Source organism: Halorubrum salsamenti, from assembly GCF_007671685.1.
Taxonomy (GTDB): domain Archaea; phylum Halobacteriota; class Halobacteria; order Halobacteriales; family Haloferacaceae; genus Halorubrum; species Halorubrum salsamenti.
On the sequence record NZ_VCNL01000006.1, the window covers coordinates 59,884 to 77,821 of the forward strand.

Annotated in this window: 20 protein-coding genes and 1 pseudogene; 11 read left to right on the plus strand and 10 right to left on the minus strand. The window is 70.1% G+C overall.

Features of this window, described 5'->3' with window-relative positions; genetic code table 11:
• Positions 1 to 25: 25 nt before the first annotated feature.
• Positions 26 to 982, minus strand: coding sequence for a DUF5787 family protein (locus FGL94_RS15150; RefSeq protein ID WP_144927156.1), 957 nt, complete (start codon positions 980 to 982; stop codon positions 26 to 28).
• A 115-nt stretch (positions 983 to 1,097) separates the two neighbouring features.
• Here FGL94_RS15150 and FGL94_RS15155 point away from each other — a divergent pair, with 115 nt between their 5' ends.
• The 3 genes from FGL94_RS15155 to FGL94_RS15165 all read left to right on the plus strand — a co-directional run bounded on the left by FGL94_RS15155 (position 1,098) and on the right by FGL94_RS15165 (position 2,970).
• Positions 1,098 to 1,481 (plus strand): hypothetical protein, encoded by a 384-nt coding sequence (locus tag FGL94_RS15155; protein ID WP_144927159.1) that lies wholly within the window; start codon positions 1,098 to 1,100, stop codon positions 1,479 to 1,481.
• Positions 1,478 to 2,068 carry an NUDIX hydrolase gene (locus FGL94_RS15160; protein WP_144927162.1) on the plus strand — a complete coding sequence of 197 codons (591 nt, stop codon included), beginning with the start codon at positions 1,478 to 1,480 and terminating at the stop codon, positions 2,066 to 2,068. Before FGL94_RS15155 ends, FGL94_RS15160 begins: the two co-directional genes overlap by 4 nt.
• Before the next feature lie 68 nt (positions 2,069 to 2,136).
• Positions 2,137 to 2,970 carry an NAD+ synthase gene (locus tag FGL94_RS15165; RefSeq protein WP_144927165.1) on the plus strand — a complete coding sequence of 278 codons (834 nt, stop codon included), beginning with the start codon at positions 2,137 to 2,139 and terminating at the stop codon, positions 2,968 to 2,970.
• Positions 2,971 to 3,024: 54 nt separating this feature from the next.
• Here FGL94_RS15165 and FGL94_RS19055 read toward each other — a convergent pair whose 3' ends face one another.
• Both FGL94_RS19055 and FGL94_RS15170 read right to left on the minus strand, forming a co-directional pair.
• Positions 3,025 to 3,174, minus strand: a complete 150-nt coding sequence (locus tag FGL94_RS19055) for a DUF7563 family protein (RefSeq protein WP_008005507.1) — start codon at positions 3,172 to 3,174, stop codon at positions 3,025 to 3,027.
• Positions 3,175 to 3,369: 195 nt separating this feature from the next.
• Positions 3,370 to 4,476 (minus strand): anthranilate phosphoribosyltransferase, encoded by a 1,107-nt coding sequence (locus tag FGL94_RS15170; RefSeq protein WP_144927168.1) that lies wholly within the window; start codon positions 4,474 to 4,476, stop codon positions 3,370 to 3,372.
• Positions 4,477 to 4,785: 309 nt separating this feature from the next.
• Here FGL94_RS15170 and FGL94_RS18425 point away from each other — a divergent pair, with 309 nt between their 5' ends.
• Entirely contained in the window at positions 4,786 to 4,944 is a 159-nt protein-coding gene (locus FGL94_RS18425; RefSeq protein WP_186313431.1) for a DUF7317 family protein, read from the plus strand.
• Between the two features lie 140 nt (positions 4,945 to 5,084).
• The gene (gene ahbB / locus FGL94_RS15175; protein ID WP_144927171.1) at positions 5,085 to 6,143 is read left to right on the plus strand and encodes a siroheme decarboxylase subunit beta; all 1,059 of its coding nucleotides are present in this window, start codon (positions 5,085 to 5,087) and stop codon (positions 6,141 to 6,143) included.
• A 36-nt stretch (positions 6,144 to 6,179) separates the two neighbouring features.
• Here the strand turns inward: ahbB and FGL94_RS15180 are convergent, their stop codons facing one another.
• From FGL94_RS15180 to FGL94_RS15190, 3 genes are all read right to left on the minus strand, one after another.
• A complete protein-coding gene (locus FGL94_RS15180) occupies positions 6,180 to 6,941 on the minus strand; it encodes a bacteriorhodopsin (protein WP_144927174.1) in 762 nt (253 codons plus the stop codon).
• A 1-nt stretch (position 6,942) separates the two neighbouring features.
• Complete coding sequence (locus FGL94_RS15185; RefSeq protein ID WP_144927177.1) at positions 6,943 to 8,673, minus strand: methyl-accepting chemotaxis protein; 1,731 nt, start codon at positions 8,671 to 8,673, stop codon at positions 6,943 to 6,945.
• A gap of 170 nt (positions 8,674 to 8,843) precedes the next feature.
• Positions 8,844 to 9,398: a DoxX family protein gene (locus tag FGL94_RS15190; protein ID WP_144927181.1), complete on the minus strand. Its 555-nt coding sequence runs from the start codon at positions 9,396 to 9,398 to the stop codon at positions 8,844 to 8,846.
• Between the two features lie 107 nt (positions 9,399 to 9,505).
• Between FGL94_RS15190 and FGL94_RS15195 the strand changes: the two are divergent.
• Positions 9,506 to 9,880 (plus strand): annotated as a pseudogene (locus FGL94_RS15195) (aldo/keto reductase); the annotation flags it as partial.
• 170 nt (positions 9,881 to 10,050) lie between these two features.
• Positions 10,051 to 10,488 carry a DUF5790 family protein gene (locus FGL94_RS15200; protein ID WP_144927184.1) on the plus strand — a complete coding sequence of 146 codons (438 nt, stop codon included), beginning with the start codon at positions 10,051 to 10,053 and terminating at the stop codon, positions 10,486 to 10,488.
• Positions 10,489 to 10,503: 15 nt separating this feature from the next.
• Here the strand turns inward: FGL94_RS15200 and FGL94_RS15205 are convergent, their stop codons facing one another.
• Positions 10,504 to 11,259 carry a creatininase family protein gene (locus tag FGL94_RS15205; protein WP_144927186.1) on the minus strand — a complete coding sequence of 252 codons (756 nt, stop codon included), beginning with the start codon at positions 11,257 to 11,259 and terminating at the stop codon, positions 10,504 to 10,506.
• A gap of 116 nt (positions 11,260 to 11,375) precedes the next feature.
• Here FGL94_RS15205 and FGL94_RS15210 point away from each other — a divergent pair, with 116 nt between their 5' ends.
• Entirely contained in the window at positions 11,376 to 11,735 is a 360-nt protein-coding gene (locus tag FGL94_RS15210; RefSeq protein WP_144927189.1) for a DUF5789 family protein, read from the plus strand.
• A gap of 30 nt (positions 11,736 to 11,765) precedes the next feature.
• On the opposite strand, the gene FGL94_RS15215 is transcribed toward FGL94_RS15210, so the two are convergent.
• Both FGL94_RS15215 and FGL94_RS15220 read right to left on the minus strand, forming a co-directional pair.
• Entirely contained in the window at positions 11,766 to 13,712 is a 1,947-nt protein-coding gene (locus FGL94_RS15215) for an ABC transporter ATP-binding protein (RefSeq protein ID WP_144927192.1), read from the minus strand.
• Between the two features lie 165 nt (positions 13,713 to 13,877).
• Positions 13,878 to 14,180 (minus strand): DUF7538 family protein, encoded by a 303-nt coding sequence (locus FGL94_RS15220; protein WP_144927195.1) that lies wholly within the window; start codon positions 14,178 to 14,180, stop codon positions 13,878 to 13,880.
• Between the two features lie 102 nt (positions 14,181 to 14,282).
• Between FGL94_RS15220 and rnz the strand changes: the two genes are divergently transcribed.
• Both rnz and FGL94_RS15230 read left to right on the plus strand, forming a co-directional pair.
• On the plus strand, positions 14,283 to 15,215 hold the full coding sequence (gene rnz / locus FGL94_RS15225) for a ribonuclease Z (RefSeq protein ID WP_144927198.1): 933 nt from the start codon (positions 14,283 to 14,285) through the stop codon (positions 15,213 to 15,215).
• Between the two features lie 80 nt (positions 15,216 to 15,295).
• Positions 15,296 to 15,727 (plus strand): HIT family protein, encoded by a 432-nt coding sequence (locus FGL94_RS15230; RefSeq protein ID WP_144927201.1) that lies wholly within the window; start codon positions 15,296 to 15,298, stop codon positions 15,725 to 15,727.
• A 59-nt stretch (positions 15,728 to 15,786) separates the two neighbouring features.
• Here the strand turns inward: FGL94_RS15230 and FGL94_RS15235 are convergent, their stop codons facing one another.
• The gene (locus FGL94_RS15235) at positions 15,787 to 17,004 is read right to left on the minus strand and encodes an MFS transporter (RefSeq protein ID WP_144927204.1); all 1,218 of its coding nucleotides are present in this window, start codon (positions 17,002 to 17,004) and stop codon (positions 15,787 to 15,789) included.
• A 95-nt stretch (positions 17,005 to 17,099) separates the two neighbouring features.
• Between FGL94_RS15235 and FGL94_RS15240 the strand changes: the two genes are divergently transcribed.
• Positions 17,100 to 17,918 carry a P-loop NTPase family protein gene (locus FGL94_RS15240; protein WP_144927207.1) on the plus strand — a complete coding sequence of 273 codons (819 nt, stop codon included), beginning with the start codon at positions 17,100 to 17,102 and terminating at the stop codon, positions 17,916 to 17,918.
• The last annotated feature ends 20 nt before the right edge of the window (positions 17,919 to 17,938 follow it).

Genomic DNA, 17,938 nt, shown 5'->3' on the forward strand with positions numbered 1-17,938 from the left:
GTATAAGGGTTCCCACGAGTGCCCCTCACAGGAACCGTGAGAGCCCGGATTGGCGGCGGGGGCCGTCGCCGTCGGGATCGGCCACCCACGCGGTCCGCTCGTCGCGGAGGCGCTCCCGGTCGGTCGCAGGGGGATCCGCGGACTCGCGCGCGTCACAGGTCGGCCCGCAGTCGCGTCCGGGGTCGACGACGCGGTCGAACCGGTCGCAGTACGGGCGCCCGTCGGCAGTCGTCGTCGCGTGCGCGCAGGAAGAGGGGTCCGGACGCCACCCCTTTCCGTAGGCGCGCTCGGCGATCCGGCGGCGTTTCCGCGCCTTCGCGGCGGAGTCGACGAGCGCCACGTCGGTCCGGAGCGCGCGTTCCTCGCGGATCTCGACGCCGGGCGCGTCGGGTGCGAGTGGCATCGGCTCCCGGACGACCTCGCGCTCGCCGGTCTCGGGATCGAACCGCCAGACGCCGACCGCCTCGGGGATCCGGTTGAGGTGCGCGCGGGTGACGTACGAGGCAGTGGCGAGAATCACCTCATCGAACAGGCCGAGCGCGGCGTCGTATCGCAGTTGGGCCGCCAGATCGCCGGGCGTGCCGAGGTCCGGCTTGTTCTCGATCGCGGTCAGCGAGCCGACCCAGTCGTCGGGGTATCGGGCGGTCGCGCGCACGACCGGCCGCCCGTCGCGGCGCTCGCGTTCGAGGTAGCCGATCTCGGCCGCGCGCTCCGCGATCGCCTCTGCGCGGTCCGGCGGGAGGTCGAACGCCTCCGAGACCGGGACCGCCGCTCCCGGTCCGACCGCCGCCTCGATCGCGGGGTCCGGGATCCGGTCGGGCGCGATCGCCGCGCGCCGATCGAACTCCGGGCCGGGCGTCAGCACGCAGACGTCGACGATCCGGCCGCCGGGGTTCTCGATCCCGGCCCCGAGCTGGCGGGCGACGACGCGGTTCGGCGATTCGAGCGCGGCACACAGCGCCAGCTCGAACCGGAACTCCATGGGCGAGGGAGGGGCGCGTGAGAGTAAAGCGCGTCGGCGGCGAGAGCGGAGGGGACGGTCACGATCGACCCACCGCGGTCGAAACCGGTATTCCCGGCCGGCGCCAACGGCGACCATGCGCCGGGTCACCCGGAACCTCCTCATTGCGATCGCCTTGGTGGTCGTCGCCCTGCTCGCGTTGGGGGCGCTCCCCAGCTACCTCGGGAGCGGCGACCCCTACTACCTCACCGCCGAACCGATCGAGACGAACGAGACCGCGGCCGACGTGAACAACGTCACCGACCGCCGGTACCCGTTCCTCACGGGCGCACTCACGAGCGACGACGGCCGCTCCGAAGGGTATCAGACCGGGCCGTACGGGGTGAAAGAGTGGTTCACCCACACCCCGTTCGACGAGGTGGACGCGCTCACCCAACAGGTGCCGGAGGCGGCGACCGACGACGGAGTCCGGGTCCGCCGCGACGGGCGGGTCTACCACGTGGAGGTGGTGCAGCCGTGAGCGACGACCTCGGCGACCTGCCGGCGTTCGACGACGGGCGGAATCACTCGCTGCCGGGCGAGCCGGAGTGGCCGGTCCGGGAGGTCGTCGTCGAGTACGACGAGGGGTGGTTCGTCGGCGGGTACGACCGCGTCGAGCAGCCGGACGGGTCGGAGAAGAAGTACTACTGGGCGGAGCTGTCGCCCGCGACGGTCGTGGTCGCGGTCGCCGACGACCGGGTCCTGTTCGTCGAGCAGTACCGCCCGACCGTACGGAACACCCAGCTGGAGCTCCCCGCGGGAATCGTCGAGGCCGGAGAGTCGTACACCGCGGCCGCCGCGCGCGAGCTCGCCGAGGAGACCGGCTTCGCGCCGTCCTCGACCGCGCTGCTGCAGGAGGTGTGGTGTTCGACCGGCGTGTTGCGCCACACGCGCGGCTACGTGTTCGCGGAGGGGTTAGAGCCCGTCGACGTCGACCACGACAGCAACGAGTTCCTCGTCCCGCGGACGGTTCCGATCGACGAGGCGCTGGACGTCGCCCGAGAGCCCCCGACGAACGACGCGACGCTGGAGGGGTTGCTGTTGGCCGAAGAAGAAGGGCTCCTGTAGAACCCGACGCGCGTCCAGTTCCCCGCGCCGACGGGGAGGTATTAGTCGCCCCGGTCCCAGACTCACCCATGAGCCGGACTTCGGACCAGTCGGTGCTGCTGTCGGACGACCCCCCGCTCGACCTCCGCCTCTCGGACGCGGAGCTTGAGAACGCCCGCGAGCGCATCGTCTCCTTCATCGCCGATCTCGTCGACGACGCGGGCGCCGAGGGCGCCGTCCTCGGGCTTTCCGGCGGGATCGACTCGACGCTGACCGCCTACCTCGCCGTCGAGGCGCTCGGCGAAGACGGCCTCCACGGGATCACGATGCCCGCCGAGGTGAACGACCCGGACGTGATGAGCGACGCCGAGCGCGTCGCCCACGAACTCGGGATCGAGTACGACGTGATCGAGATCCAGCCGATCGCGGAGTCCTTCTTCGACGCCGTCCCCGAGGCGGCCGACGACCGCATGGCGGCGGGCAACGTCTACGTCCGGACCCGAGCGGTGCTGAACTACTTCGTCGCCAACGCCGAGAACCGGGTCGTGCTGGGGACCGGGAACCGCGCGGAGGCGATGACGGGCTACTTCACGAAGTACGGCGATCAGGCGGTCGACTGCAACCCCATCGGAAACCTGTACAAACAGCAGGTGCGCCAGCTGGCCGCGCACGTCGGCGTCCCCCGCGATCTGGTGATGCAGGAACCGACCGCCGGCATGTGGGAGGGCCAGACCGACGCCGACGAGATGGGGCTCGACTACGACACCGTCGACGCGATCCTGGCGGTCCACGTCGACGGCGGGCTCTCGCGGGCGGCCACGGTGCGCGAACTCGACGTGCCGGCAGAGGCGGTCGACCGCGTTGTCGAACTCCACGAGCGCAGCGCGCACAAGCGCTCGATGCCGTCCGCGCCCGAGCGCTAGGCGTCGTCGGGGCGATAAAACCGAGAGAAGGGCCGACGGACCGGTCAGCGGGACTCAGGCGTTTTGCGCCCGTTCTTTTGCGACTTCGGCTATCCCGGCGTTCGCCGAGCAGTTCGGACACGCGTGTATCCGACCGCGGGCGTCCGAGAACACCCGGGCGAACCGTTCGGAGACGTGCGCCTCACAGTGTTCACACGTCGGCATAGTGTGAAGGGGTATCGTGGGTCATGTTCGGTACGCCTTCGCTTGGTGCTACACACTGAAGACGGCTTTCCGAATTCCGCCCCAAATTCGGCCCAGATCGGCGGACCGAGAGGGTGAAAACCGGGGGAATCACGCTCGCGAGAGACAACAGCGCGGTGCGACGAGAGAAAGGACGAACAGACGTGTCAAGCGCGATCAGAAGTGGCGAAGCGCTTCGAGAACCTCGTGTGCGGAGCCGTCGTCGATGACCTCACGGGCCGCGTCGAGGCCCTCCTCGATCGAGTCGGCGTCTTCGCGAGCGTAGATCCGGAGCGCGGCGTTGACCGCGACCGCGTCGGCGAACGGGCCGTCGCGCTCGCCGGTCAGCACCGCCTCGGTGATCTCGGCGGACTCGACCGCCACGTCGTCGACCGCGAGGTCCGCCTCTTCGAGGTCCATCCCGTACTCGGCGGTCTCGATCTCGAAGTCGTCGAAGGAGGCGCCCTCGCTGCCGGCGTCGCCGTCCGCGCCGTCGGCCCCGCCGGCCGCGTCCCACTCGGCGACCTTGGTGTAGCCGGGCCGCACGTCGTCGTACCCCTCCATCCCCTGGAACATGAGGACGCGGTCGAGGTCGTGGAACTCGCTTTCGACGAACGTGTCGACCACCTTCTTCGCGAACGCGAGGTGGTAGAAGGAGCCGAGGTGGACGGAGGCGCCGGCGGGGTTCGCCAGCGTCTCGATCGTGTTGACGAACGTGCGGACCCCCATCTGGTCGCGCCGGTCGAACAGGTCGTCGACGGCGGGGTTGAAGGCGGGCTGGTAGTAGAAGCCGAAGCCGGTCTCGTCGACCATGTCGGCGGAGTCGGAGGGCGTCAGCTCGGTGTGGACGCCCAGTTCGTCCAAGACGTGCTTGTACGCGTCCTGCTTCTGGGTGGGGACGCGGTCGCCGGAGTGGACGACGACGGGGGTGCCCGCGGCGGCCGCGACGACGCCCGCCGCGACGCCGAGGATCGCGGAGCGCCCCTTCCCGTCGTAGTTGGCACCGCAGTCGACGGGGTCGGCGTCGGGCTCCGCGTACTCGACGCGCTCGCACATCACGTCGACGTACGCGCCGAGCTCCTCGGACGTGTTCCGCTTCCAGCGGTTCGCGAGCCAGAACGCCCCGAGCGTCGTCGGGTCGGGCTCGTCCGCGAGGATCCGCTCGAACGCCTCGGTCGCCTGCGCGCGCGTGAGGTCGTCGGCCGACTTGTGGCCGGAGCCGCAGACCTCGGTCATCAGCCGTTTGAGGGGCCAGTCGCCGAACTCCTGAGTCGCCTGAGCCATACGCCCCGTTCGGGACCTCGGGCGAAAAGTCCCTCGCTCGCCTCCCGAACGCCGGGAAGGGGGCGAACCGACGGGGGGACGAGAACCGGATCACCGCCTCGCTCGCGGTGCGCGCGAGCGACGAACACGGTGAGCCGGCCGGCTCGCACCGGTTCCGTGGTACTCGATCGCATAGCATAAACAGACGTTCGTTGTTTTTAAAGCATTATAAAAACAAAAACTGGCAATTCTATCGCTAGTAGATTCTGTAACACGTTCTAAAAGGCGTTAGAGTTATATGTTCATCCATCTAGTGAACGGTTGTTCCCGATGACGTCCAAATCCGTCGCCACCGCGCTCACGCTGTATCGCGCCCGCACACTGACGCTCGAACAGGCCGCGACCGTCGGCGGCTGCTCGACGGCGCAGTTCGAGGAGAGCGCTCAGGCGTTCGCACCGGCGCCGGGCGAGGCTTCCGCTGACGACTGACGCACCTCAGACAACGACGGCGAAGGCCCTACCGTCCCCGCTGACAGCCTCGCCCCCGACGACGACCGATCGGTTCCGACCCCCGACGCCGCCGAACCGGCTCCGAAACCCGTACGTAGGCGCGACCCCTTATCCGGGTAATGAGTCTGGACGCCGACTGGCGGGCCGACATCGACGCGGTCGACGCGGCCCTCATCGACGAGTACCAGAGCGGCTTTCCCGTCGAGCCGCGCCCCTTCGAGCGGGTCGCCCGCGAGATCGCGGCTGAAACGGGAAGCGATGTCGACGCCGACGCGATCCTCGATCGCGTCCGCGATCTCCGCGAGCGCGGCGTGTTCCGGCGGTTCGGCGCGGTTCTCAACCCGCCAGTCATCGGATCCTCGACGCTCGCGGCCGTGCGAGCGCCCGAGGACCGATTCGACGAGATCGCCGAGGTGATCAACGGCTACCGGCAGGTGAACCACAACTACCGCCGCGACCACGAGTGGAACCAGTGGTTCGTCGTCACCGCGGGCTCGCGGGAGACGCGCGACGCGATCCTCGAAGAGATCGAGGAGCGGACCGGCTGCGAGGTGCTGGCCCTCCCGATGCTCACGGACTACTACATCGATCTGGAGTTTCCCGTCGTCAACGGCGATCGCTTCGCGCGTGAATCACTCGAAGAAACCGCGGTCTCCGCCACCCGCATCTCCGAGAACGCTCGCAGCGACCTCACACCGCTCGGCGCCGACCTCCTCCTGGCGATCCAAGACGGCTTCCCGCTGTCGGCGACTCCCTACGCCGACGTGGCGAGCGAGATCGACGCCCCCGTCGACGAGGTCCTCGCGGCGGTCGAGCGCCTGCTCGCCGACGGCTGTATCAAGCGGATCGGCTGCGTCGTCAACCACGTCGTCACCGGGTTCACGAACAACTGCATGGTGGTCTGGGACGTGCCCGACGACGAGCTCGACGAGCGCGGCGAGGCGGTGGGGAGCCTCCCGTACGTCACGCTGTGTTACCACCGCCCGCGCCGGCCCGAACAGGGGTGGGAGTACAGCCTGTTCACCATGATCCACGGGCGCGAGGCCGAGGCCGTCGACGCGAAGATCGACGAGCTGGCGGCCGAGCACCTCCCGTTCGCTCACGAGCGGCTCTACTCGACGGAGACGCTGAAACAGACCGGCGCGCGGTACGAGGACCTCGTCGCGGACGGGGAGTAACGGAAGAAGCGGCGTGAGAGGGAAACGGAACGCGACTCAGTCGTCGCCGAGCACGGTCGTGTGCTCCTCGGCGCCCGGGTCCGCGGCGTCGACGGCGGTGAATTCGTCTCGGTCGCCGAGGGAGTCGAGCGCGTCGGCGCCCGCGACCGCGACGACGACGAAGCCGACCTTCGAGACGACGTCGAGGTAGACGAACACGAGCATCTCCGTCGCCGGCGTCAGCAGGCCGAAACCGGTGGGCGCGAGCAGCCACACGACCGGGTACAGCGTCCACAGCACCACCGTGATGTTCCGGAGCGTGCCGAAGACGGCGCGGACTCGGTCGCCCTCCGCCGAGGCCGATCGGGGGAGCGCGACGAGGAGCCCGTAGACGAGCCCGAGGTACGCGACTCCGGCGACGCCGAAGGCGACCCACGAGACCGTTCCGGCGGTGGCGGCGGCGACGATCCCGCCGGCGATGATCACCACGTCGATCCCGATCAGCCCGGCGAGCACGCCCCGCGACGGGCGGGCGAGCAGCCCGAGGTAGAGGAGGAGAAGCGGCGTCGTCACGAGCCAGTCGACGTACCGGACGACCTCGATCTCGCCGGCCGCCGTCGACAGCGTGCCGACTCCGAGCGCCATCGCGAGGTACGCGAGCGCCGCGACGCCGGTGACCCCGGCGAGGGTGGCGTAGTAGACCGCGTGCGACTCGCCCGTCTCCGAGGACCGGGAGTACCACGTCCACAGCGGAGGAATCGTGCCGGCGACCATCGCGAGCGTGCCGATCCACGCCCAGACGGCGGTGTCGACGAGCATCTCAGTTCACCCCCTCCCCGTCCGCCCCGTCATCGACGAGGCCGTCGCCGGAGCCATCGTCGACCCCGTTCTCGTGCGAGAAGTCGAAGGGACTGTCGGCGGCCCCCCCATCGGGCCCCCCGTCTGAGATCGCGGTTGCGGTGCCGTCGGCGCCGCTATCGCGGCGGCCGTCTCCGTCGCCTACAGCGCCTGACGCGGCGTCGAGACCGTCGGCGGCCGCGAACTCGAAGTCGTCGACCGCGTCGCGCAGCGCGAGCGCGCGGTCCGACAGCGACCCGGCCGCGGTCTCGACCGCGCCGAGGGTCTGTTCCTGCTCGTCGACCGCGCCGGTCACGTCGCCGGCCGCGCTCGCGGTCTGCGCGCTGATCGCGGAGACGTCCTCGACGTGGCCGACCACCGCGTCCACGGAGTCGGCCTGCGTCTCGGTCGCTCGGGTGATCTCGGTCATGCTCGTGTCGGTCCGTTCGGAGGCCTCCGCGAGGCGTTCGAGCGCGTCGATCGACGTCTCGACGGTGTCGACGCCGGCGGAGATTCGCTGTTCGGTGCGCGCCATCGCGTCGGCGCCCGTCTCCGCGCGCTCCTGGACGGAATGGATCCGGGCCTCGATCTCGCCCGCCGACTCCTGCGTCTCCTCGGCCAGCGCCTTCACCTCCTCGGCGACGACCGCGAAGCCGGCGCCGTCGGCGCCGGAGCGGGCCGCCTCGATGGAGGCGTTGAGCGCGAGCAGGTTCGTCTGTTCGGCGATCTCCGAGATGGTGTCGACCACCTCGCCGATCTCCTCGACCTCCTCGGCGAGCGCCTCGACCTCAGCGGTCGTCTCCGCGGTCGTCTCCTCGACCGCGTCCATCTCCGCGAGCGCCTCCTCGGCGGCCTCGCGGCCCTCCTCGCCGACGGCGGCGGCGTGCTCGGCGGTCTCCGCCACGTCGGTGACAGTGGACGCGACCTCCTCGGCCGACGACGCGAGGTTCTCGGCCTCGTCGGTCGCCGCCTGCAGGTCGTCGCGCTGGGTGCGAGCGCCCTCGGCGATCTCCTCGACCGCCTCGCTCACGGTGCCGGTCGTCGCCCGCAGGCTCTCCGTGCGGTCGTCGACGGTGCCGGCCACGTCGGCGGTGTCCTCGGCGACGGTCGCGACGGAGGCGACCGTCCCCTCCAGCTCGTCGGCCATCTCGTTGAACGCGGCGCCGACCCGCGCCATCGCCTCGTTGTCGCTCTCGGGGTCGACGCGTCGGGTCAGGTCGCCGTCGGCGAGCGCGCGCATCGCCGACTCGTACTCGGTCGCCTTGCGCTCGACCGTCTCGGCTCGGTCGGTCGCCTCCCGGCGCGCCCGTTCCGCCTCCTCGCGGGCTCGCTCGGCGTCGTCGATTTCGGACCGAAGCGAGCCGCGCATGGCGTCGAACGCCCGGAACAGCCGGCCGACCTCGTCGGTTCGTCCCGTCTCCAGCGTCACGTCGAGGTCCCCCTCGGCCATCCGCTCGGCCTTGGCCGTGAGCTGCCGCAGGGAGATGACCGTGTTCGATCCGACGGTGACGCCGATGAGCGCGAGACCGATCACCGTCAACAGCGTCATCCCCACGAGCCCGGAGCGGACCTCCGCGCCCGCGGCCCCGGCCTCCTCCGCGCGGAGGTAGACGATGACCCCGTATGAAACTGAGACCCCCGTGACCCCGATCAGCGACAGCGCGAGCTTCGCGCCGTAACTGGATCGGACGCCGGAGGACGATCCCTCTTGCATGATGTGCGAATCTCCACGGATCGGACGGTCATAATAACTGTCTCCCGAATATTAGGCATGATAACGGCCTTCGCCGCGAAACGTCCGGTCCGCGTACCCGAGCGGTACGGGACCGGGCGACGCCTCACCGAGAGAGCGGGCGACGCATCACCAAGAAACCGGACGGCGCCTCACCCGAGGAGGTATCGCGTCCACGGGTACCGCTCGACGAGGGGCTGACCGCCGACCTCGTACTGCTCGACGATCGAATCGAGTCCGAGGATCCGACCGGCGCCGAAGGCGGCGACCGAGAGGAACACGAGCATGTACGCGAAGTCGCCGTTGATGTAGCCGTGCGAGATGTCCCAGTTGCCGAGGTAGAACATGAGCATCATGAACGCGCCCCAGAACGCGGCGAGCCGCGTGAGGAGCCCGACGATCACGCCGAGCCCGATGAGGACTTCGCCCCACGGCACCGCGACGTTCACGAAGTCGAGGAACAGCGCGTTCTCGCCCATCGCGGCGAACAGCCCCGCAGCGGGACTACCGTTCGCGGCGGGCGCGTTCTGGAGGTATCCCGCGGCGCTGAACTCGCCGCTGAGAACCTTGTCGAGGCCGCTCTGGAAGAACGCGAGTCCGATCATCAGCCGCAGCGCGAGGATGAACCAGACGCTGAGCGTGTGGAGCTTTCCTTCCACCGAAACGCCGCCGATCGTGCTTCGCAGCGCAACTTCTTTCGTTGACATACGTCCACCGACTCTCGGGGAGAGCTTAAAAGTGGATCAGCCTTCCCGGGCGGTGCGATCCGCTCGGGACCGGTACGTTGAGGGTGCAACCGCCTGCGTGAGGGAACATGGTGACCGACTCCGACAGGCTCGGGTACGGGACGTACAAGCTGGCCGACGGGGAGGAGTGCGTCTCCGGCGTCGCCCACGCGATCGAGACGGGATACCGGCACATCGACACGGCGCAGGGGTACGACAACGAGGCGTCGGTGTCGGCTGGGATCGACCGCACCGGCGTCGACCGCGACGACCTGTTCGTCGCGACGAAGCTCTCGACGGACAACCTCTCGTACGACGACGCGACCGCGACCGCGCGGGTGAGCCGGGACCGGCTCGGCGTCGACTCGATCGACCTGCTGTACGTCCACTGGCCGATCGACACCTACGACCCCGAGGAGACGCTGCCCGCGCTCGACGACCTCGTCGACGAGGGAGTCGTCGACTTCGAGGAGGCGCCGTGGAATCGCGTGTGAACGACTGCGGTCCGGTCGTCGCACCCGAGCGGAACTGAACGACCGACGACACCGAACCGGACCGCAGACGCCGCGTCGGCTCGAGTTTCACTTCCGCTTTCGGGCGCGTTTTTAAAAGGCGTCGGCACGACGACTCGGGTATGAGCCAGTCCACGTTCGACGACGACGACCTGTTCGGCGAGGCCGCCGAGGAGACCCGTGCCGAGGTCCGCGAACACCTGCAGGCCGCGCGCGCGGAGCTTCCCGACGCCGACGCGGTGTGGGAGACGGACGCGGACAACGTGCTCGGCGCGCTCAACGGGCTGAAGTCGGCGCTCGACGTCGGCGACGCGGTCGACAGCGTCCGCTCGGCGAAGAAGGCGTACGTCCTCGGCGAGCGCGCCGACGCCTTCGAGGACGCCGACGATTTAAAGGCGGAGATCGAGGAGCTGGAGTCGCTCGTCGGCGACATCGAGGCCGCCGCCGAGGAGGTCGGCTCGCTCACCGGCACCGTCCCCGCGATCCGCGGTGCGCTGCAGGACGCGGCGGAGGCGGGCGAGGCCGAGGAAGGCGACGAGAGCGAGGGAGACGAGGAGTAACGACGCCTCTTCCTTTTAAATCGACTCCCGACCGACGACGGCCGCCGCCAGCTCCGCGAGCGCGTCGCTCGCGAGGTCGAGCAGGACTTCGCCGCGCTCGGCGTCGCCGGCGCTCGGGTCGCCCACCACGCCGTTGTCGGTGAACTCGTCGGAGTCGTGCGCGAGGTTCACGCCCGAGACCCACTCGCCCCAGCGGTCCGCGGCCTCCTCGCGGGCGGCCTCGATCCGGTCCTCGCGAACGAGTTCCGGATTCGTCGCGCGCAGCAGCGCCGTCTCCAGCGGGCCGGCGTGACCCATGTCGCCCGCGTGCTCGCCGACCGCCTCGAACCACGTGAACGCGACCGCGTATCCGTCGTGGGCGTCGTCGCGCGAGAACCGGCGGGCGACCTCCGCGAGCGCCTCCACGTTGCCGCCGTGCCCGTTGACGAACACGACCCGGTCGATCCCGTGGTGCGGCAGCGATTCGGCCGCCTCGCGGACGTACGCCCGGAACGTGCCCGGCGAGACCCACATCGTCCCGTCGAACGCGCGGTGCTCCTCGGCGACGCCGACGGGGATCGGCGGGGCGACGGCGACTTCGGCGGGCGCTCCGTCTTCGTTCTCCGCCGCCTCGTAGGCCGCCGCGCCCGCCTCCGCGACCGCGACCGCGTCGAGCGTGTCGGTCCCGAGGGGGGCGTGGGGGCCGTGCTGTTCGGTGCTGCCGACGGGGACGAACGCGACGTCGGCGTCGGCGTCGCGCACGTCGGTCCAGGTGGCGTCCGCGAGTCGCATACCGTCCCCTCGGCGGGACGTGCCGTATAGGCGACGGTCCGCGCTCGGAACGGGACGAGTCGAACGCACGCGGGCCAGGCGGGAGTATTAATCCGACGGGCGCTGAGAGATAAGCCATGAGCAGCGACAACGAGAACCAAGCGCGGGCGTACGGGGTCACGTTCGGGCCGCTGAAACGGGCGCTCCGCGAGCACCAGTATCCGGTGTCGGTCGCCGAGCTGATCGAGCAGTACGGAGGGTTCGATCTGGAGACCGCGGCGGGCGAGCAACGGCTTGAATCGGCGCTTCAGGAGTGCGAGGAGACGACGTTCGCCGAGCCGTGGGAGGTTCGGGACGCGATCCTCGACGGGCTCGGTGACGAGGCGGTGGTCGGGTATCACGGCGATCCGGCGGAGGGAGAGGACGGCGGAGGGGGAGACGATAACGGCACGCCCGAGATCGACCGGGCGGGCGACTGGAGTCGACTGACGGAGTAGGTCGCGCTCCCGGAGTCGCCCGGCCGTCGCTCAGTCGTCGTCGCTCTCGGCGTCCTCCATCAGCCGCGCGGTGCGCTCCTGTGCGCGGTCGATGAACTCCTGCGGGAGCTCGTCTATCTCGCCGGCCTGCACGCCCCACAGGTGCGCGTAGAGCCCGCCGTTGTCCAACAGCTCGTCGTGGGTGCCGCGCTCGACGACCTCGCCGCCCTCCAACACGAGGATGGTGTCGGCGTCCTTGATCGTCGAGAGGCGGTGGGCGATGGCGAACGTGGTGCGGTCGGCGGTGAGCCGGTCGAGCGAGCGCTGGATCAGCATCTCCGTCTCGGTGTCAACGTCGGAGGTCGCCTCGTCGAGGACGAGGAGGTCGGGGTCCTTCAGCACCGCCCGCGCGATGGTGACGCGCTGGCGCTGCCCGCCGGAGAGCTTCACGCCGCGCTCGCCCACCATCGTGTCGTAGCCGTCCGGGAGGTTCTCGATGAACTCGTGGGCCTCGGCGGCCCGCGCGGCCTCGCGGACCTCCTCGTCGGTCGCCTCGAAGGTGCCGTAGGTGATGTTCTCGCGGACGGTGCCGTAGAACAGGTACGACGACTGCCCGACGTAGCCGATCGACCGGCGGAGCGACTTGAGCGTCACGTCGCGCACGTCCTGCCCGTCGATCCGGATGGCGCCCTCGTCGACGTCGTACATGCGGAGCAGGAGCTTGAGCACCGTGGACTTCCCGGCGCCCGTCGGGCCGACGAGGGCGAGCGTCTCGCCGCCCTCGACCGCGAAGTCGATGTCGGAGACGATGGTCTCCTCGTCGTACCCGAAGCTCACGTCGTCGTAGACCACGTCGCCGTCGCCGACGGTCAGCTCCTCGGCGTCCGGGTCCTCGGCGAGCCGCGAGGGCTCGTCCATCAGCCCGAAGATCCGCGCGGAGGAGGCGCGGGCGCGCTGGTACATGTTGATGATCTGCCCGAACTGGGCCATCGGCCAGATGAACCGCTGGGTGTAGAGGATGAAGACGACGAACATCCCGACCGAGAGGTCGCCGGTGAACGGGCTCGGCGGCGCGTCCTGGAACACCCACAGCCCGCCGACGACGAAGGTGAACACGAAGCCGATGCCGGCGAGCACGCGGAGCGCGGGGAAGAACTTGATCCGGGTCGTGATCGCGTCCCAGTTGGCGTCGAAGTAGTCCATCGACACGTCGTCGACGCGGTCGGACTCGTACGGCTCGGTGTTCGACGACTTGATCACCTGGATGCCGCCGAGGTTGTTCTCCAACCGAGAGTTCATCTTCCCGACCGAGGAGCGCACCTCGGCGTACTTCGGCTGGATCGTCTTGATGAAGAGGTAGGTGAACCCGCCGATGATCGGGACCGGGAGGAGCGCGACGAGGGCGAGCTGCCAGTTGATCCAAAAGAGGAGCACGCCGATGCCGACGACCATCACCGACAGCCGGAACAGGGAGTTCATCCCGTCGTTTAAGAACCGTTCGAGCCGGTTCACGTCGTTCGAGAGGATGGACATCATCTCCCCCGTCTGCTTGTCGGAGAAGAACTCCATGTTGAGCCGCTGCATCTTGTCGTAGGTGTCGGTCCGCACGTCGTGCTGGATGTTCTGCGCGAAGGCGTTGAACCCCCAGTTGCGGATCCAGTGGAACGCCGCCCCGATACCGAACGCCCCGCCGATGACGGCGATGGTGAACCAGAACTGCGCCTCCTGTCCCGTCGGGAGCCACGCGTCCGGGAGGACCACGAGCGGGATCTGCTCGCTGAAGAGCGCGTCCTGGTAGAACACGGCGTCGATGGCGATCCCTAACATTAGCGGCGGGAGGAGGTCGAGGAGCCGCGCGAAGACGCTGGCGAAGATGCCGACCGTCACTTGCGGGAGGTAGTCGCGACCGTACGCGAGGAACAGCCGTTTCATCGGGTTCTCGATCTTGTCCCGCTGTTCCTCGAAGGGGTCGTCTTCCTCCCACTCGGCGCTACTCATTACCGTTTCATATCGTATCGCGCCGCAAATACGTTTCCTTCGAACCGAAATACATCGGCGGAAATCTCCGGTAATGGCGGCCAAAGCGCGCGATCAGAGGATCGGAACGGGCAGAAGCGGACGAAACGGAAGGAGACGAGATGGTGTCCGAGAGCGGACGCGAGATCAGATCTCGCGGCGCTCCACGTCCGGGTCGACGCCGGCCGCGTCGAGGTCCTCGCGGATGCGCCGCCGGAGAGGGTCCGGGATCCGCTCGCGGGGAACGGGTGCGGCCGTGGCGGCGCTCGCGTCCGACTCGGCGACCGCGTCGGATTCGACAGTCGGGACCGTCCAGTAGAGGACGCGCCCGGCGTCCGCGTAGAACTCCACCGCGAACCGGTCGCCCCCGCCGTCGTAGTGGACGCGCGCCGCGTCGCCCTCGGCGCGCCATCCCTCCTGTCCGACCAGCGCGGCGATCGAGTCGTGCACGGTCGTCGTCGGGGCGGCGGACACATGTCGGTGTCGCCGGCGGGGCGCGCCGACGGCGACGTCATCGATACCGGTTTACAAATGCCGCCCCGATAGTTGGACATGTCCCTTCGCGTCACCTTCCTCGGGACGGGCGGCGCCGTCCCCACCACCGAGCGCGCGCCGAGCGCACTGTTCGTCAACCGCGAGGGCGACCGCCTGCTGTTCGACTGCGGCGAGGGGACCCAGCGCGGCATGATGCGGCACGGCACCGGGTTCGGGATCGACCACCTGTTCGTCTCGCACCTCCACGGCGACCACGTCCTCGGGATCCCGGGGCTGGTCCAGACGCTCGGGTTCAACGACCGGACCGAACCGCTGACGATCCACTGCCCGCCGGGAACCGCGGACGACCTCCACGACCTCGTGCACGCGGTCGGCCACGACCCCGCGTTCGAGATTCGGATCGACGAGGTCGCCCCCGGCGAGGTCGCGCTCGACGCCGACGGCTACGAGGTCCGCGCGTTCGAGACGGTCCACCGGACCGTATCGCAGGGGTACGTCCTCGAAGAGGACGACCGCCCCGGCCGGTTCGACCGACCGAAGGCCGAGGAACTCGGCGTCCCCGTCGGTCCGAAGTTCGGGCGGCTCCACGCGGGCGAGCCGGTCGAGGCCGAGGACGGCTCGATCGTCGAGCCGGACCAGGTCGTGGGACCGCCGCGGCCCGGCCGGAAGTTCGTCTACACCGCCGACACCCGCCCGCGAGAGGGGACCGTGGAGGCCGCGGAAGACGCCGACCTGCTCGTCCACGACGCCACCTTCGCCGACGACATGGAGGACCGGGCCCGCGACACGGCCCACTCGACCGGCCGAGAGGCCGGTTCGATCGCGGACCGGGCCGGCGCGAAGCGGCTCGCGCTGGTGCACATCTCCTCGCGATACGCCGCCGACGCCTCTCCGATCCGCCGCGAGGCGCGGGAGGCGTTCAGCGGCGAGTGCCTCCTCCCCGGCGACGGCGACCTGGTCGAGGTCCCGTTCCCAGACGCGGACGAGTAGAAGGAGTCACCGCGTCCCGCGGCCGGCGTTCCGGTTACCTCCGGGAAACCTTGATGGGCCGCCGCGACGACTCCTCGCGTATGTCCGCAGACTGCGTCTTCTGTTCGATCGTCGACGGCGACATCCCGGCCCGAACCGTCCACGAGACCGACGACGTGCTGGCGTTCCTCGACGCCAACCCGCTCGCACGCGGGCACACGCTCGTGATCCCGAAGTCGCACGCCCAACACGTCAAAGACCTCGACGACGGCCTCGCGAGCGACCTCTTCGCGGTCGTGACGGAGCTCACGCCGCGCGTCCAGTCGACCGTCGGCGCCGACGGCGCGAACGTCGGGATCAACGACGGCGAGGCGGCCGGACAGGAGGTCCCGCACGTCCACGTCCACATCATCCCGCGGTTCGAGGGCGACGGCGGCGCGCCCCTCCACGCGGTCGGCGGCGAGCGGCCCGACCTCTCCGACGACGAGCTCGACGCCGTCGCAGAGGACGTGACCGCCGCGATCGACGGCTGAGCGGCTGACTCGGACGACCGCTCGCGACACCGACCCGCGGTCGAACGCCCGCCGACCCGTCACCCCCGTCCCCCGGCCAGCCGGTCGGCCTCCGGGAGAGTGCGGAGCCACAGCATCGCGCCGGTGCCCACGAGCGGGCCGACGACGAGCGGGGCGAAGGCCCACCGCCAGCCGGCGGCGTCCCGCACGAGGGGGACCAGCTGGATCGAAGCGATGGTGATGAGGAAGCCGACGGCGGTCTGCAGGGTCAGCGCGGAGCCGACGTAGCTCTCGTCGGCGAGTTCGGAGACGGCAGCGGAGAACTGCGCGGAGTCGGCCACGATGAAGAATCCCCAGACGAGGACGAACGGGACGACCACGAGCGGCGGCGAACCGAAGACGACGCCCGCGAGCAGACAGGCGGTCCCCGAGACGCCCATGGACAGGCTGGTGACGGCGGACCGACCCCAGCGGTCGGCCGCGGATCCGGCCAGCCACGCGCCGACGCCGCCGACGGCGATAGTCGCGAACGCCAGCAGCGCGGCGCGGCCGTCGGCGTCGGCCATCCCGCCGACCTCGAAGCTCGCGGCGATATAGAACGGGATCCACGTCCAGACCGCGTACAGCTCCCACATGTGACCGAAGTAGCCGGTGTTCGCGAGGACGACGCCGCGGTCGGTGACGATCCGCCGGACCGCGCCGGGATCGAACGGCGCAGTCTCCGGCTGGTGTGGCCCGTCCTCGTACGCGAGGACGAGCGCGCCGCCGAGCGCCGCCAGCGCGGCCGTGCCGTACAGGACCGCGTCGGGGCGACCGATCCCGCCGACCGCCCGGAGGAGGTGCGGCGAGGCCGATCCGACCGTCAGCGCGCCGACCAGAACGCCGATGGCGAGCCCTCGTCCCCCGTCGAACCACGACGCCATCATCTTCATGCCGGTGGGATACACCCCCGCGAGCGCGACGCCCGTCAGGAATCGCAGGGCGATCGCGGGCGGGCCGCTGGCGACGAGCGCCGCGATGGCCGCCGTCCCCGCCGCGCCGAGCAGGGCGGAGCCGGCGAACAGGTACCGCGGCGGGACGACGTCGGCGATCGTCAGCGACGCCGACGCGAGGGCCCCCACGACGAAGCCGAGCTGGACCGCGTTGGTCAGCCAGGCCGTCTCGGCCGCGGAGAGTCCCCACGCCGCGGCCAACTCCGGCCCGACGGCCGTGCCGCTGAACCAGAGCGTCATCGCGAACAGCTCCGCGACGCCGACGAGCGCGAGCGCGCGCCACTTTCCGTCTGCGATAGCGGCCATGTATCAGCACCATTAGTAATAAAAATTATATAAATATTGTGTCGGGCACTGAAGCGATCCGCGACGCTTAACAATCGACTCCAGTGAGCGGAGCCATGCACACCAGAACGCTCGCGCTCGTCGGGGCGACCGGCGGCGCTGGGACGACGCGAACCGCGGTCGAACTGGCGGCGCTCGGCGCGCGCGACGGTCGCGACGTGGCGGTCGTCGACGCCGCGTTCACGACGCAGGGACTCTCCGAGCACGTGTCCGGGCGGATCGGGACGGACCTCACGACGCTCGTCACCGACGAGACCGGCGCGTCGCTGTCGGCGGCGACGTACCCGATCGCTGTGGGAGGCGGGAACGTCGGAGGCGCCGGGAGCGCCGGCACCGGCGACGGAGCCGACGCCCCGGATCTCCCGGGCCGTGCCGACGCGATCCCGGCCCGCGCGCCCTTCGAGCGCGTCGCGCGGGCGAAGACCGCGGAGGCGGCCCGGAAGCTGGAGCGGCGGATCGACGAGGCCGCGACGAGCTACGACGCCGTGATCGTCGACGCCGCGCCGGTCGGCTCGAACGAGGCGGTCGCGGGGGTCACCGCCGCGGACCGGACGGCGGCGGTGTTCCCGGCGACGACGCACGGCCGCGACGCCCGCCAGCGGCTCCGCGGTCGGATCGCCGACGTGGGCGCCGGAATGGATCGGTCGATCGCGGTGGCGCGAGGCGGCGACGGGGAGGGCGACGAAGAGGGAGCCGAGAGCGGCGCGGACGTTCGCCTCCCACCGACCGAGTCCGCGGTCGCGAGCGCGCCGACGGCGGCGACGGGAGACGGGGAATACGTTCGCGCCGTCGCGGCGGCGTTCGAGGACGCCTTCGACGCGACGGTCGGGATCGAGTTCGAGGACCCCGGGCTGGTCGATCGGCTGACGCCCTGAGCGAAAGCGAAGAAAAGCGG

What these genes read in the sequence shown, in the direction of transcription:
- FGL94_RS15200 (WP_144927184.1), top strand. Translation starts at nt 10,051, where the DNA reads ATGAGCCAGTCCACGTTCGACGACGACGACCTGTTCGGCGAGGCCGCC.
- rnz (WP_144927198.1), top strand. Translation starts at nt 14,283, where the DNA reads ATGTCCCTTCGCGTCACCTTCCTCGGGACGGGCGGCGCCGTCCCCACC.
- FGL94_RS15235 (WP_144927204.1), bottom strand. Translation starts at nt 17,004, where the DNA reads ATGGCCGCTATCGCAGACGGAAAGTGGCGCGCGCTCGCGCTCGTCGGC.
- FGL94_RS15185 (WP_144927177.1), bottom strand. Translation starts at nt 8,673, where the DNA reads ATGCAAGAGGGATCGTCCTCCGGCGTCCGATCCAGTTACGGCGCGAAG.
- FGL94_RS15180 (WP_144927174.1), bottom strand. Translation starts at nt 6,941, where the DNA reads ATGCTCGTCGACACCGCCGTCTGGGCGTGGATCGGCACGCTCGCGATG.
- FGL94_RS15165 (WP_144927165.1), top strand. Translation starts at nt 2,137, where the DNA reads ATGAGCCGGACTTCGGACCAGTCGGTGCTGCTGTCGGACGACCCCCCG.
- FGL94_RS15215 (WP_144927192.1), bottom strand. Translation starts at nt 13,712, where the DNA reads ATGAGTAGCGCCGAGTGGGAGGAAGACGACCCCTTCGAGGAACAGCGG.
- FGL94_RS19055 (WP_008005507.1), bottom strand. Translation starts at nt 3,174, where the DNA reads ATGCCGACGTGTGAACACTGTGAGGCGCACGTCTCCGAACGGTTCGCC.
- FGL94_RS15170 (WP_144927168.1), bottom strand. Translation starts at nt 4,476, where the DNA reads ATGGCTCAGGCGACTCAGGAGTTCGGCGACTGGCCCCTCAAACGGCTG.
- FGL94_RS15150 (WP_144927156.1), bottom strand. Translation starts at nt 982, where the DNA reads ATGGAGTTCCGGTTCGAGCTGGCGCTGTGTGCCGCGCTCGAATCGCCG.
- FGL94_RS15230 (WP_144927201.1), top strand. Translation starts at nt 15,296, where the DNA reads ATGTCCGCAGACTGCGTCTTCTGTTCGATCGTCGACGGCGACATCCCG.
- FGL94_RS15190 (WP_144927181.1), bottom strand. Translation starts at nt 9,398, where the DNA reads ATGTCAACGAAAGAAGTTGCGCTGCGAAGCACGATCGGCGGCGTTTCG.
- FGL94_RS15155 (WP_144927159.1), top strand. Translation starts at nt 1,098, where the DNA reads ATGCGCCGGGTCACCCGGAACCTCCTCATTGCGATCGCCTTGGTGGTC.
- FGL94_RS18425 (WP_186313431.1), top strand. Translation starts at nt 4,786, where the DNA reads ATGACGTCCAAATCCGTCGCCACCGCGCTCACGCTGTATCGCGCCCGC.
- FGL94_RS15205 (WP_144927186.1), bottom strand. Translation starts at nt 11,259, where the DNA reads ATGCGACTCGCGGACGCCACCTGGACCGACGTGCGCGACGCCGACGCC.
- ahbB (WP_144927171.1), top strand. Translation starts at nt 5,085, where the DNA reads ATGAGTCTGGACGCCGACTGGCGGGCCGACATCGACGCGGTCGACGCG.
- FGL94_RS15210 (WP_144927189.1), top strand. Translation starts at nt 11,376, where the DNA reads ATGAGCAGCGACAACGAGAACCAAGCGCGGGCGTACGGGGTCACGTTC.
- FGL94_RS15240 (WP_144927207.1), top strand. Translation starts at nt 17,100, where the DNA reads ATGCACACCAGAACGCTCGCGCTCGTCGGGGCGACCGGCGGCGCTGGG.